The sequence below is a fragment of the Pseudoalteromonas luteoviolacea genome (assembly GCF_001696455.1).
GTDB classification, from domain to species: Bacteria; Pseudomonadota; Gammaproteobacteria; order Enterobacterales; family Alteromonadaceae; genus Pseudoalteromonas; species Pseudoalteromonas luteoviolacea_C.
Genome location: NZ_MAUJ01000001.1, coordinates 488,097 through 502,819, shown reverse-complemented (window position 1 = coordinate 502,819; position 14,723 = coordinate 488,097). Strand labels below are relative to the sequence as shown.

The following is a 14,723-nucleotide window of genomic DNA, read 5'->3' as shown; positions in this document are numbered from 1 at the left end:
AAAAAAATTTAGCTTGGCAGCACTGTGTCGAAATACGAAGTAGTGAACTTTTATAGGACATATTCATCCTGAAAAGCCCACCATTACTTCATAAATTTCAACTATGAACTCAACGATTCAGCCTTTACTAATCACTGAGTTTCCTAATTTCTGATACTTGCTTATACCCAATCCCCCAGTTGTCGGTGTGAACCTCATCAATCACCACAAACGTTGTCTTGGGATCTTTATTGAGTACCTTGACCATTAAGTTCGTGGCCCCCTGTATGAGTGCGCGCTTTTGCTCGTTAGTCACATTTTCATCGGTAACTTTAATGTGGATGTAAGGCATATCCCCTCCTACACAATATCTGAATACATTTTACTGACTATCAACCACTTACCCTGTTCTTTCAACAGCCCTAAAAAGTCGATATAAACTCGTCCAAGTAAAGGGCAAACAACTTTAACCATCGCCTGCTCGCCTTCAATATCAATTGACAAGACCCGATAATCAAAAGACTCTCCTTGATCTTTTGGCACGGGCCTAGCAGCTACAAGCGCTAGCCACTGTGCGAGAGGTCGCCGCAAATTTGGTGCTTTTAATTCCAAGCGTTCACAAACGATAGATTCAAGCGTGTTAGCGTCGCCATGAAATAGTCCTTCAAAATACAGGTTAACAACCGATTTAATCGCGTCGATATCTTGCAAATTTGTACTATGCATACGGCCTCCAATATCACGCCAACGACTGTTCAGATAACAATGCGGCTTTGAATGATGGTCTCGCCATAACGCCATCTAGCATTTGCTGGACATTTTTAGGGATCTGAATGTCGACAAAAAAATGCGCCCCCCATCGTGCATAAACGGCCAAAAAAATATCGGCAGCGCTTGGAATACCCCCACCAAGGAATCGACCTTTGTGTTCTCGCTGCTGCAATCGCAAACTCACCACTTGCCATAGCTGGTTAATCTGTCGTGCAGCTTCTTCTAAAAATAATTGGCGGGCCGGTTCATCAGCTATCGCTTGTGATGCAAAGAATAACCTGCCATAGGCTGGGTGCATTGACGCATTAGCAAACATCAAGTCCTCAATGATTTGCTGTTGCAGGTCTAGTGAGGACGGCCACATTTTACTTGAGTGCGTGCGCAACAAGTACAGCATGATCGCTGCGCCTTCGGTATATACGTTGCCATTTTCCACCAGCGCCGGCACCTTATTTGCCGGGTTCAGTGCAATAAAATTCTCCGTGTTTTGTTGATCCACTAATGTAAATGGTTGATTGAGTTCACGTAGCATCACCTGTATCGCTAAGGAACACGCACTAGGTATTAAATAAAGGGTATACATATTTTTCTCCTACAAGCTATCAGTGCTATTAATTTCAGGAGCTTACGCCTCTGAACTGTTTAACAACCCCAGTGTAGAAAAAGTCATATGTGTAATATATAGTCACAATATGAACTCACTGTTTCCTACAAAGAAACAGTTTTACGGAGAAGTATATGGATAAATTGCGAGCCATTGAGGTATTTGTTAACGTAGCCGAGTTAGGTAGTTTCACTCGCGTTGCAGAACTTAGGCGCACCTCAAAATCCATGATAAGTAAAGAGATAACCAAACTAGAAGAAAGTTTAGGTGTACGTTTACTGCATCGCACCACGCGAAATTTGCAACTGACTCAAGCAGGAGAAACTTATTTAGCGCATGCGCAAGACTTTGTTTCCCGGCTTGCTCAAGCAGAGCTACAAGTTCAACAAATGCGGCACATGCCAAAAGGTGTACTTAAAATCAATTTGCCCATGGCATTGGGACTGACAATATTGACTGACGTTTTTAATCAATTTATGACGGCGTTTCCAAAGATCCATTTAGATATACATTTAAGTGATGAAGATACGGATCTGGTTGAACATGGCTTTGACCTTGGGTTTCGAGCATCAAGTGCATTACTAGACTCAAATTATGTTGGTCGACCACTCACACAATTTAGCTACCGAATATGCGCATCGCCAGAATATCTAAACCACCACACACCAATCGTTGAAGCGAAAGATTTACAGTCACACAATTGTTTTGAATACACTTATTTTAAAAATAAGCACGTATGGCCTATCGAAAATGGGGTCGCTATCAGTGGCTCATTGAAAGTAAATAGTACTCCATTCATGCTAGAAATCATCAAAGCAGGAAAAGGAATAGGTTTTTTACCTGATTTTGTATGCGACACCGCAATAGAAAATGGCGAGGTTGTTGAGGTACTCACCCACACGAATAAGCCGCAGCTGACCCTATATGCACTCTACCCTGCCAGACATTTTGTGCCAGAAACGGTAATACAATGCATTCAGTTTTTAGAGCAGTACTTTGCCAAGAAAAGCACACCTTAGCTCACACAATAACAGGTACTTGAAATGAGAAAGTGACCCCGCCCGTTTCTGTCATTTCGATATCACGGATGATCTCAACGAGGTAGCCGTTGACATCCAATTGATAACCTTGAGACTCAATCACAGTAAATAATTGTTCAAGCGCTACGGCGTACGCTGTGTCAGAGACAAGGTAGACATCACAACAAAAGTAGTGGCCCTCTGCTAACACTTTGGTGTACTCAGATCCACTCACCTGCCAATCACCCATATCGGTTTCAATATCTTGCCAGCTTTTTTCTAATTGATTAACAGGCGTCATCCCCATAATACGGGTCGATTTTTCACCAAACGTTTCAAAAACTGTGTCCCAGTCTGTGCTGGCATTAGGCAACAGCTTCATGCCCCTTTGTGGATACCAAACCAGCTCACAAGGCAAACCTTTTGCGAGTTTGTTTTCCAACGATTCTGATTCACTCGGGTGAGCAAGCTTGGTCATCAGCTCAGCTGTTTGCCTTGGCGTACCCGTTATTCCCATTGCTCGTATTTCCTTTGCGGTCATGCCAAGGGCTTTTTTCAGTGCTTTGCCAAGAGCTTGCGATGATGAAAAACCGCATTCATGGGCGATGTCTATGATTTTGAAATCATCTTCAGCAAAAATGTAGTGAACTGCATACTGTAAACGAACACGGCTCAAGTATTGCCCCGGTGTTTCATGAAATAGCTCTGAGAACTGACGGTGAAAATGAAAAGGTGATATGGCACTTTGTGTGGCTATCTGCTCCCAGCAAAGCCCAGCGGCCAAGTCTTGGTGCATCAGTTTTAGCGCTTTAATGAAGCGCGCTTGAAGGTGCTCAGGCAATGGATCCAATAGCGCATATTCAGGCACCAACACATAGGGTTTTGATTTTTTTTCAGACATAAGCAAGCGAGTTGTGGCCAATGCCACAACTATCGCGCGCTACGTCTCTAAAATCAAATACCAGCGTGTAAGTAATTGTAGTTACGCAGTCTCCCCATGTAATAGTGAAGCCTGTTGCTTAGGTTGCTTGAGACAAAATAAGCCCAACAATATTGGGATTAAAATCAAAGTAACCGCAGTGGCAAAAAGCTCTCCAAATACTAATGCCACCGCTGCAGGCTTAAGGTATTGCGCCTGCTCAGCTTGCTCAAAAAGTAGTGGTAATAGACCACATACGGTGGTAATCGTGGTTAAAAATATTGCTCTGAATCGGCTTGTTCCAGCTTTGATTAGCGCCTCATTCAACGCCATTCCACCACGATAAAAGTGATTAAACCGCGTGATCAAAACCAAAGAGTCGTTTATGACAATGCCGGTCATCGCCATCATCCCAAACATAGAGAGCAGGCTGATTGGCAAATCCATGATGTAATGGCCAAATATCGCACCGGCAAAGCCAAATGGAATCACCGCCATTATAATAAACGGTTGCCAATAAGATTTTAGCGGAATAGCCAGCAACATATAGATAAGTATTAATGTCATTAACATGGCCGATTTAAACCCTTTTGACACGGCCGTGATCTCTTCAAATTCCCCTCCAGCCTTTATTTTTACACCGGGGTATGTGCGCTCCAGTTTATCGATGTTGCTCTGTAAGTTTGCGAGTACTTCTTCAGGAGATTGTACATGTCTATTTTGCTTCCAGTAGACGTTGACAACCTCCGTTCTATCACGCCTATGGATAACTTCTGGCACTTGCTCAAAGCTAAATGAGGCAACATCTTCAAGCCTGACACTTTGCCCAGCACCAAATGTTACTAAGCTCGCTTTAAGTTGCTCTATACTTTGACGCTCATCCTTTGCATACCGCACTAGGACTTTGGTTTCTTGTCCTTGGTCAAGTATCCGGTGCAGTTCTCTATGGCCAAAGGCTTCACCAGCCAACTTCGCGATATTGTGTTGAGTCAGACCCAATTGTTGACCATATTCATTGAGGGTAATTTGGATCTGTACCTGACCTCCATCAGCATCGTCATAGATATCCGACACACCGCCTTGAACAGCTAAATACTCAGACAATTGCTCGCCAACGTGCTTAGCAAGCGCTTTTTCCGGCGCTGATATAGAGATGAAAGTCCCCCCTGCTGGTGTATCTGAAGCAGAAAACTGCACAGAGTAAGCGCCTTCAATCGCGCCTGTTTGCTCACGCCAACTGTCCGTTAATAAATAGCTTGGTAATAAGCTTAATGACTCACTGGTTAGCTCAGCAGTGACTTCTATGTCACCATAACCGTCAGACCATGCCAGTAAATTTACGACAGGGTGATGAGTTAGCTGATATTGAGTCTGTAGCTGGTCACCTACCCGATTTGCAGCTTGCTCTAACTGTGCCAAGGCTTTGCTTTGAAGTGGCAGTGGCGCACCATCTTGTAACGACACCTTGGCCGTAACGTATCGACCGGGGATCTCTGGAAATACCGCACTGCGAATGGCACCCGTTGACCACATACCATAAGCAAGGGTAATGAAAGCAATGAAGAACAGTAAACTCGCAACTTTATATCGAATAGCTAACGCTAGCATGGGCTGATACACACGCGTTTTAAACGTATCTAGCAAGGACTGAGCAAATGCTTGCACTGTGCCAATAAAACCTCGCTGCGCAGCGCTATCATTCTTTATTGGCGCAAGGTGGGCAGGCAAAATGAATTTACTCTCGATGAGAGAGAACAATAAAGCAATGATCACTACAACCGAAAAACCAGCCAGTAGTTTTGCCAATTCATTATTTATCCAAAGCATCGGAGAAAACGCAGCAATGGTGGTGAGTGCCCCAAAAATGGTTGCGACAGATACTGATTGGACCCCTTTGAATGCTGCTACGCGACCCTCTTTATATTGGCCTCGTTTATCGTGGATAGCCTCACCGACAACAACCGCATCATCGACTAGAATGCCCAACACCAGAATAAAACCAAATAATGTGATGTCGTTTATACTATGGTCAGTCAACTGGAGCGCCCCTAAAGTGCCAAATAGAGCAACAGGAATACCCGCAGAAACCCAGAAGGCTAACTTCAGGTCCAAAAACAGTCCTAAAAGCACAATAACAATCAACAACCCTTGCCAAGCATTATCACCGAGCCTAAACAGCTGTTCTTCAATATAAGGTGCCATATCTGCCATGGTACTTAGCTTTACATCCGCTGGGAGGCGTTTTCTAAGTTGTTCAAGTGTTTCATTAATTGCAGCACTCACATGCAGCAGGTTGTCTGAGCGACTTGTGCTAACAAGTAGCGCGATGGCATTCTCTCCATTATTGCGCACAATAGCGCCACTTTGCTCGTAATCACGATAGACATTTGCGATGTCACCCACACGCACAGTACCCGATGCCCTAACAATAATGGGAACCTGTTTAAGTTTTGTCACACTGTCAGCATAGCCATCTCCTTTTACTCGCAAACGCCCACTGTCACTAGCAAGCTCACCACTTCTTGTTTCTTGAGAAAACTGCTCAATGGCAGAAGAAAAGTCTTCCAGCGTCATACCTAACTGCGCGAGCTTCACTGGATCTGGCTCAATGATCAATTGAGGACTACGACTTCCCCAGTTATCGACCCGAGAAATATCGGCATGCTTTTTTAGTGCAACTTCTACCTGCTTAGCGATTAGTTGTAAGTTACCGTCTGTTCTTGGTGCAGACACCACAACAAATGCCGCTAAGTTGGTGAATTCATCTTTGGCCACCATCGGGCGCTCAGCTAATTCAGGAAAGCCAACAATGGCATTTACCCGATTGCGTACATCGTTGAGTAATGTGTCGATGTCTGCTTCTGATGTTTTGCGGATTGTGACCGTCGAGAGGCCAGCGGTCGATTGACTAACGACTTGCTTAATACCCGCGATGCCACTAATTGACTCTTCAACACGCTGTGTGATCCCTTTGTCTATTTGCGCGGCAGTCCCACCGGGGTACGGCACTGTTATTGAGATGCTCGATGGTGCAATTTGTGGAAATGATTCCACCCTCAATTGCCCAAGCGCCAAGACCCCACTGACGATAATAGCAAACATTAACAGGTTAGCTGCGACCGTATTATCAATAAACCATTTCGTTAACCAGCTCATTGACTCACCTCCTTACTCGCCAATTTCACTTGAGGTGAAACAGGCGCAACTTTGTTGCCAGTCAGCATTGTTAACAATGGGTATGACACGACTTTTTGGCTTGTTTTTGAGACTGAGCTAAAACGGACAAATGCGTACTTATGCGTTTTAGACAAGACCTCTACAGGCTCTTTTTGCAAAGTATTGTCCTCAAGGACGACCCAAATCATGCCATCTCGAGTGATCGCACTTTGAGGGACTTTAAATGCATGAGGCTCAGCGGCAAGCTGGATTGTCACTTGAACAGGCTGATTTGGCATGAGTGAAACCACTGAGCTATATGGGTTATCGATTTTTAATACAACTTGTCGTTGACGAGTATTGAGGTCTACATTGGGCGCAATATACCTAATTTCGGCAGGCCAACTTGTACCCGCTCTATCAACCACTTGTATTGTAAGCTGCTGTGACTGAAGCTGTGGCAGCATTTTGCGCCAAACAGGCTCAGATACCGGCATTACAACATCCATACTTGCGCTACTCGCGATTTCAAATAACGCTTCTCCAGCGCTTAACCAATCGCCCGGGCTGACGGCTCTGGACAGGATCACCGCATCAAATGGCGCGACAATTTGCGCTTCTTGTACTCGCTTGCTGGTGCTCTCTAGCGCAAGTTTAGCTTGCGCTAAATCGGCTTCGGCTGCCGCAACTTGGGGCTCTCTTCTAGCATACCGGCTTTGGTTATTCTCAGATAGCATACGCACAGCCACTGACTGTTCATGGCGCTGCTGCTCAAGCGTAAGCTCGGCATGACGAACTCGACTTTGTGCTTGAGCCAATTCCGATGCAAGGTGCGTCATATCAAGTCGTGCCAATGGTGTCGCCTGTGGTACTAGCATCCCAGGTTCAATGGCCGCATCTAACCAACCGAGCTGACCATTACTAGATACTCTCAACTGGGTTACATGGCGTGCCCGCGTATTGCCTAACAGGCTCACGGTTGGCGCATGTTGCTCAGCATGCACAACCACCACAGATACAGGTTGTTCAGTAGGTTCGTTGATCTGCTGCACTTGCTCTGCAACTGCCAGCTCATCCACAATTACCAGCGCTATGAAAATCGCAAACATTCCCGCCCCAATTGCCAATATATTTTTAAACTTCATAACTGCTTTCCTTAGTTAATTGTGTTTCGTCGTCACGGTTTAACCGTTGAGTGATCTCACTAAGTCGAGATAGAATTTGCAGTGTCACTGGCAACATAATTGCCGTATCTACAAATTCAAGAGAGTAAGTTAATATCGAAAATACCTCGCCAGTACTTGGGCTAGGCAACACATTCACCAACCAGAGATTGCTCAGAACAGACAAAAACAACAGGGCGAAGATAAAGCCATATACAAGGGCTTCGGTATCTGACAGCGCGATTTCATGTTTTTTCAATTTTTCTAAATGCGCGCTGATAGCTGCGAAAGGTTTACCGCTCAGCACCTTTACCTGCTGTTCGGTCTGGTCATTCAATTTGCCATTCAAACGTTTAAAAGTATTGTGGCAGCAAGCGTATACCATCAACATGCCGCAGCTTGCTAACAACACACTCAACGCAAAGTAAGTGTGGAAAGTAGCTAAAATAATCACGATTGAAACAAGTTGAATAGCTGCCGTCATAAGTGCTGGCAAGTCATTTTCAAGAAAATCCACCAGCTCCCTAGACATTGTAAGTCTTGCGCTTTTAGAAGATACATCCGCCCCTCTTAAATTGTGAGCGACCCGCTCAGCGAGTTTGACCCGAATACCACCATATACACGCGTATCGTAAAAGCGGCGTAAAACACTGACCACGACTAAACCAAACAACGCGGCAGCAAACCAAAATAGTGGGGTTGTATTACTTGCTAGTACGCCGTCAATCGCGTAACCAATAAAGAGGGGTAACAAAATAAGAAGAATATTTTCTAAAACAACCATTGACCAAGTAATGGCAATTTTAAAAGGGCTTAATTTCACAATAGACCACAGTGAAATTGAGTGTTGAGTGTACATATCTGACTCCGAAATACCGCATGAGCCGAAGTATCACCAATTTTGCTTTATAAAAAGTGTCCTAGATTGCTGTTTTAATATTTGCTGGGGCATTTAATCGAAAACACACGCGCATGATTATGCGCGAGGCTATTTGCGGCACACTCAGTCAAACAGAGTGAGTACTCCGCAATATCTGATGTATTAGGCTTTTTTCTTTGCCAGCGCAGTTTCGACTAAATTAAATGAAGCCCCTTCACTACCGTGCACATACACTTGGCAACCGCGCCATCCCGCAGGAATGTTCCACTGTAGTCCCGGCTGAACGTCATATACAGAGAATTGGTTTAAACACCTGACTTCTAAAGACGTTAGGTCACCTTCAATGTTGGTAATCGTAAAAGCGCTTCGCACTAACTCATGGTGCCACAAAGCCTGTTCTGAAATTTCGCCTTTTACCCATATCTGCTTACTATCATCGTCGATAAATGCATGTACTTGATCGATATAAGGCGCTATCTTTTTCGTTATATCTTCTGCGCCCTTTATTTCAGTCAGTGTATCAAAGGTTCGCATGGCATTTTTAAGCTTGTTATGCTTTAAATTGAGCAGTGTCGCACGGGCCACCGACGCAGAATACATATCATCTTGTAGGTAATTTTTTCCTCGTCGGACTAGATTCTCTAGCGCATTGAGTTCTTCAAGTTCATTACCCGTCTTAAGGTGATATCTAGAAATGACTGCCCAGAAGTAACTGTCTTCAGTGAAGTTACCTAAGTTCATCTCCCTTAACTCTTCGATCTTTTCAGGTACCCCTTCAAGGTCATTACTCTCAATTTTGGCGACCAAAGATTTGTAACGACTCAAAAACCGCCGAGATACGCCTTTTTGCGCATTGTGCAGTTTAAAGTCCATTTGGACTTGGCTTTTACATTGTTTGATTGGCTTACCATTTTGCACGGCTGGCTCAAACTGCCACTTTTTAACCGCTTTTAATGCTGCTTTTTCAAAAGAAGTGATCCCAGATGACTTTTCAACGACAGCAGACTCCACTTCTCCTTTTTCATTGACCACGTAACTGAGTTGCACCCACCCCTCTTGACCTCGTTCGGCAGCCTTACGCGGAAAGGTGGCAGGCGGCCTTTCAATAGGTACCGCATTAGTAATAGTTTCCCGTAAAAAGTCATTGGTCTCAATGTCTAGCGCGTTGCCAACTTGAGATGATGCCGCAGTGAGTATCATCGCGGAAATAAGATTCATAATCTTCCCTTATTTTATTGCTCAAAACACCCAAGCGAATAACGTTTGAATGTTTTAAAGTCCCTTAATTTGAACACTTGACTTTGTGCTCTATGAAAAAATTGAATTCAAAGGGGACATAACAGGCTAATATTATTGTCGCATACTATCCTATCAAAAATGAACGTCATCTGACCCCTTTTAAGGTAAATAATACAACCGCCCTAATTACCCTCAAACCTAAAACGTAGAGCAGTCCCTAAAATAACAAGAACAGCATATAAATTAATCAAATTATAATCTTTCAAATTGCCTTATACCGTGAATAGAGCTGATTGGCTTCCACAAATGGCGAGTACTCCAATAGGAAGCAGTAAACACCACTGAGGCAACTTCAACAATGCTTTTGATTTGAAAAAGTATCCGCCCACAAAAGCAAAAACGCTGGCAAATAATACATATAGCACACCGATAAAAAAGACGGTTTCGTAGTATTGGGCGGTTGCATACCAGCCGACCAAGCTCAATATGACCGCGCTGAATAACAGCACTATTGACACCATATGCCAGCACGCCAAAAGTGTCGCTTTGGGCACGTCTGCCAAATTAGAGCTTAAGAATGGTCTGACTGTGTCAATTTGACCCGCAAAGATATGTACGACAGTGGTTAAAAAAGCCAATACACCCGCGCTGAAGATCCATATATTCATCAAGTTCCTTTTCTTATTAATTACTTTTGTGGAGATAAACCAATTTGCGTACATACCTCTGATAAGTTACTTTGATTTAGACCAGCAGGTAAATGAGATGCTGGTAGACTTTTCAGTATCTTAGGCGCACTGTCTTGATGACGCATCACATTATCTATCCAAGTGTTAAAATAAGAAACTCGAGTGTATATCTCTGTGATGCCATACTTTCCAATTCCCGAGCCTTCGAACCTTGAGCTTATCCCAAAGAGGCTCGGCCCAGTTGAGCTTTCATAATAAGCAGGTCCGCCGCTGTCTCCACCACCCGATACCCCTTCTAACGGTAACGCACTTGCACCCTCGTCAAATTTAAACTTTAGTAATGGACCAAATGCTTCAGACACTGTGTTTTGTGCCTTCCTCAACGTTTGTTTATTCTGGTAGCTATCTATGGTTTGCCCTGTTTTGCCATTCCCTGTACCTCCTATGCCAATAAACCACAGGCCTTTATCTTGTTCATCAGACATTAGATAACGACTTGCTGGTAAAACACCTGCTACGGGCTTTACCAATTCGATGAGCGCGATATCGTGACTATGGCCTGGTTTATACGCTTCATGTATGTAGATTCGCTTTACTTTATGTAGCTTAGTGCCGATATGCACAAAACGATTGGGGTGTATGCAAAATGTTGCATGGGCGGCGGTGACAATCCACTTGGGATCTATCAAGGTCCCATGAGCACCGTCGAAATAAAATGTCGCCAATGGCAAAAAATCCGTTTTTTCAGCTAAATAAAGCTCAGGGTCAACATCATGTCGAATGACGATGGCAGATGCTGACAAACTGCACATGAACAAAATGGCAACTAACGACTTCAACATAATTAGTTTTCCTTACTAATCTTTCTAGATACCTGATTCCAGTGTAAATTTTTATCACATTTCCCATCTTTTGAAAATACATAGTGCTTTGGTGCGCGCCTTATTCGAATTACAACAAATGCTTTTACCCAAATGGCTCTTAATATTCTGTTGCAAATATTTAGACAAATTTTTAAATGCAATTATCAGGACAATAACCCATGAATCAGCACGAATTGTTAATTTAAAGATCTAAAAATAAACACAATTGATATGAAATATTTAATTACTCACCCTTCAGACCTAAAGATATTGATTTATTTACAACAGTATCTCCTGAACTCTCACTTTTCTACCATATGATTTAACTCACCATTAGTTAAGCGCTCAAAATTCCATCATTAGTTGCACTTTAAGCAACAAAAAATTCTCATAGCTGCAATATTACCTCTTGCCTAATTAAATTTAATGTATATTGTATACAATTATCACATCATGATTAGAGCACATATTTATCAGCTCTTTATGCAAAAACATTCTACTAGGAACTATCAGAAACTATTTTGCATACACACTGGGTGATACAGAAATACAATAATAATTCTGTGGTAAAGAGGGGAATACCATGAGCATCAATATACATACGAAGCGCAATTTCAATCGGAGCTTACTAGCTCTAGCAATCGCTTCAGCAAGCATCACATCTATCGCACATGCGAATGACGAAGATCAGGCAGAAGCACCAGAGCGCATCACCGTAACGGGATCTCGTATAATGCGTGCTAGTTTTGAGGCACCATCACCTACTGTTGTAATTTCAGCAGAAGACATAAAAATTACGGGTGCAAACAATGTTAACGACATACTAACGGGAATGCCTCAGTTTGCAGATGGCTTCGATTCCGCATCCGGCAACTACTCTTTCGGTAACTCGGGCCTTAATATTCTTGATTTACGCAATATGGGTGAAGAAAGAACCCTAGTTCTCATTAATGGCAAACGCCCAGCCCTCGTCGCAACCGACTATCAAGGTATGTTTGCCGATGTGGGTACGATTCCGGCATCATTAATTGAACGTGTTGAAGTAATGACGGGCGGTGCGTCGGCAATTTATGGCTCTGATGCAATCGCCGGTGTTGTTAACTTTATCCTGAAAAAAGACTTCGAAGGCACACAAGCCAATGCGCACTTCTCAGGTACCCAAGAAGGCGGACACAGCACCAGAAGTTTTAACTTTACTCATGGCTTTTCTTTTAACGATGATGGCAATATAACCGTTGCATTTGACTACTTATCAGAGTCAGCTCTCACACAAAATAATCGTGAAAAGTCATATAACTACCAGCGCTCCGTAACGAACCCAAATAAAGGTGAAGGTCAGCCGGATAAAATCTGGAAGACCAATGTGTCACCTATCCCTTGGGGTGTACCTCAAACTATTTTCTCAGTCTACAACAATGAAGATGGAGGCTATGACTGGTATGATTTTGATGAGGCCTCACAGGAGGTCGCACTTCGCGCACGCTATAGAGATATGTACGACGGCTGGTTGGTCGACGCCGATAAAGGCTACGAAGGCACAGCTTGGGGTCACATTGAAGACCCGTTTGAGCGCATTAACCTCTTCACTTCATTAAACTATCAATTCGACAGCTTTGATGTGGGCTTTGACGTAACACTCGCACGCACAAAATCGAATAACGTGATCGATCCTCCATTTAAGCGTGCTTGGATGCAAGTTAAAGAGGTAAAAGCGCTTTTTGATACACCTGCTTCAATTACCGATAATTTTGACGATGAAGACTGGATTGGCTTCCATCACACTTTTTACGAGCGCGGTGGACGTAAGCACACTAATACGAGAGATTATTTTTCATCTTCTTTGACCTTCTCTGGTGTTTATGCCGATGACTGGTTCTGGGATGTGAACTTTGTTACAGGTAAATCAATGGCGTCGCTAGACAGACATACTGAAATGCGCCAAGACCGCTTTACAAGTAACATGCAAGTGGCTGGAGAATGTGTAGAAGCTGGCAACTGCCCGACCTTCTCACCATTTGAGCGATCTTCAGAAGCGTTTATGGATTATGTAATTGATTCCTTCACCTCAACTACTGACACCGTAAATCACTCATTCACCGCGAACTTGTCAGGCGACTTATATGAGCTCCCTGCCGGTACTATGCAAATGAGTACTGGTGTCGAAGCAAGATATGAGAGCATTTATTTTGACCCACATGAACTTTGGGCCTCAGGTAATCTTTCGTCTACGATGCAGATCTTGGATGCAAGCCGTAATATTAAAGAAGCATATGTTGAAGTATTGATCCCAGTGTTAAGTGATTTACCATTTGTAGATCAATTGGATGTTGAAGCAGCATATCGCATCGCGGATTACTCCACCAACGATAGCTTATTTGAAAGTAGCAAGCTCGCCGTAAACTGGATGATCAATGACCAAGTTCGCCTACGTTCTATTTACTCTCAAGCAGTTAGAGCGCCTCAGTTGTATGAGCAATTTAGAAGTGAATCAATTGGTTACTCAACCATGACCGACCCTTGTGATGCAGACGAAATCGATGGTGGTCCGTCTGATGGTCGCCGTAAGGCAAACTGTGCGCTATTGGGTATCGAGCCGGGTTGGACATCAAATATTAAAACTCAGCGAGGCCAATCAAGGAGTTCAGGTAACCCTGATTTAAAACAAGAAAAAGCAGATACACTCACTGTTGGTTTAGTTTTAACACCGTCAAAGCTAGTAGAAGATTTAACGATTTCAATCGACTACTTTGACATTAAGTTAAAAGATAAGATCTCAGAGTTTAGAGGAAGCGACATTCTTAAGAACTGCGTAGATTTGTCTCAAAACTCAGTCGACAATATGTTCTGCGACTTGGCATTTCGTCAAGACAATGGTGATGTAGAATACGTTAAACCATTGAGCTTAAACTTTGACTCTGGTCGCGTTAGAGGTGTTGACCTTGAAGCTTATTACACATGGGATGCGCTTTCGTTCGATTTTAAAGCTTCTCGCTTACTAGAAGACTCAGAGACAACTCGCAACTTTGCAACAGGCCTAGATGAAACGAACAATGAATTAGGTGAGCTTGGCACACCCAAGTGGGCTTCAAGCTTAGTAACTAAATATCAATTAGATGACCTCACACTGAGCTGGACGTTCAAGTTTAAAATGTCTGGTCGATTTGAGGATGATGATGATATCGGTTACCGAGACTCAGATACGCCATCTCACTCACGTATCCATAACCTACGTGCAGACTACCAATTAACTGACAATGCCTCTGTATATATTGGTATCAATAATGTGACCGACAACAACGGTGGCGATCACTGGACCACAAGCCGTGGAGCATACAACGGCTGGTCAATCCTTGGTCGCTCAGGTTACATCGGTATAGATTACGATTTTTAACCCCAGGAGCGCGTGTTAAATCCACGCACGCATAGCTAGTCCAATAGCCT

Annotated in this window: 12 protein-coding genes; 2 read left to right on the top strand and 10 right to left on the bottom strand. The window is 43.5% G+C overall.

Features of this window, described 5'->3' with window-relative positions; translation table 11 throughout:
• Positions 1 to 127: 127 nt before the first annotated feature.
• Genes A7985_RS02125 through A7985_RS02115 form a run of 3 tightly spaced genes read right to left on the bottom strand, consistent with a single transcriptional unit; the run spans position 128 to position 1,333 of the window.
• Complete coding sequence (locus A7985_RS02125; RefSeq protein WP_065788781.1) at positions 128 to 331, bottom strand: tautomerase family protein; 204 nt, start codon at positions 329 to 331, stop codon at positions 128 to 130.
• 8 nt (positions 332 to 339) lie between these two features.
• Entirely contained in the window at positions 340 to 705 is a 366-nt protein-coding gene (locus tag A7985_RS02120; protein WP_065788780.1) for a nuclear transport factor 2 family protein, read from the bottom strand.
• A gap of 13 nt (positions 706 to 718) precedes the next feature.
• Positions 719 to 1,333, bottom strand: a complete 615-nt coding sequence (locus A7985_RS02115) for a glutathione S-transferase family protein (RefSeq protein WP_065788779.1) — start codon at positions 1,331 to 1,333, stop codon at positions 719 to 721.
• 155 nt (positions 1,334 to 1,488) lie between these two features.
• On the opposite strand from A7985_RS02115, the gene A7985_RS02110 reads away from it, so the two are divergent.
• On the top strand, positions 1,489 to 2,373 hold the full coding sequence (locus A7985_RS02110) for a LysR family transcriptional regulator (protein ID WP_065788778.1): 885 nt from the start codon (positions 1,489 to 1,491) through the stop codon (positions 2,371 to 2,373).
• Position 2,374: 1 nt separating this feature from the next.
• Here the strand turns inward: A7985_RS02110 and A7985_RS02105 are convergent, their stop codons facing one another.
• The 7 genes from A7985_RS02105 to A7985_RS02075 all read right to left on the bottom strand — a co-directional run bounded on the left by A7985_RS02105 (position 2,375) and on the right by A7985_RS02075 (position 11,261).
• The gene (locus A7985_RS02105; RefSeq protein ID WP_065790001.1) at positions 2,375 to 3,274 is read right to left on the bottom strand and encodes a helix-turn-helix transcriptional regulator; all 900 of its coding nucleotides are present in this window, start codon (positions 3,272 to 3,274) and stop codon (positions 2,375 to 2,377) included.
• A gap of 81 nt (positions 3,275 to 3,355) precedes the next feature.
• A complete protein-coding gene (locus A7985_RS02100) occupies positions 3,356 to 6,448 on the bottom strand; it encodes an efflux RND transporter permease subunit (protein WP_065788777.1) in 3,093 nt (1,030 codons plus the stop codon).
• Positions 6,445 to 7,593 (bottom strand): efflux RND transporter periplasmic adaptor subunit, encoded by a 1,149-nt coding sequence (locus A7985_RS02095; RefSeq protein WP_065788776.1) that lies wholly within the window; start codon positions 7,591 to 7,593, stop codon positions 6,445 to 6,447. Before A7985_RS02095 ends, A7985_RS02100 begins: the two co-directional genes overlap by 4 nt.
• A complete protein-coding gene (locus tag A7985_RS02090) occupies positions 7,583 to 8,470 on the bottom strand; it encodes an ABC transporter six-transmembrane domain-containing protein (protein ID WP_065788775.1) in 888 nt (295 codons plus the stop codon). Before A7985_RS02090 ends, A7985_RS02095 begins: the two co-directional genes overlap by 11 nt.
• A 183-nt stretch (positions 8,471 to 8,653) precedes the next feature.
• Positions 8,654 to 9,709 (bottom strand): energy transducer TonB, encoded by a 1,056-nt coding sequence (locus A7985_RS02085; protein ID WP_065788774.1) that lies wholly within the window; start codon positions 9,707 to 9,709, stop codon positions 8,654 to 8,656.
• A 293-nt stretch (positions 9,710 to 10,002) separates the two neighbouring features.
• Complete coding sequence (locus A7985_RS02080) at positions 10,003 to 10,398, bottom strand: hypothetical protein (protein WP_065788773.1); 396 nt, start codon at positions 10,396 to 10,398, stop codon at positions 10,003 to 10,005.
• Positions 10,399 to 10,418: 20 nt separating this feature from the next.
• Entirely contained in the window at positions 10,419 to 11,261 is an 843-nt protein-coding gene (locus tag A7985_RS02075; RefSeq protein WP_065788772.1) for a trypsin-like serine protease, read from the bottom strand.
• Positions 11,262 to 11,865: 604 nt separating this feature from the next.
• Between A7985_RS02075 and A7985_RS02070 the strand changes: the two genes are divergently transcribed.
• On the top strand, positions 11,866 to 14,673 hold the full coding sequence (locus tag A7985_RS02070) for a TonB-dependent receptor plug domain-containing protein (protein ID WP_065788771.1): 2,808 nt from the start codon (positions 11,866 to 11,868) through the stop codon (positions 14,671 to 14,673).
• Positions 14,674 to 14,723 lie beyond the last annotated feature (50 nt).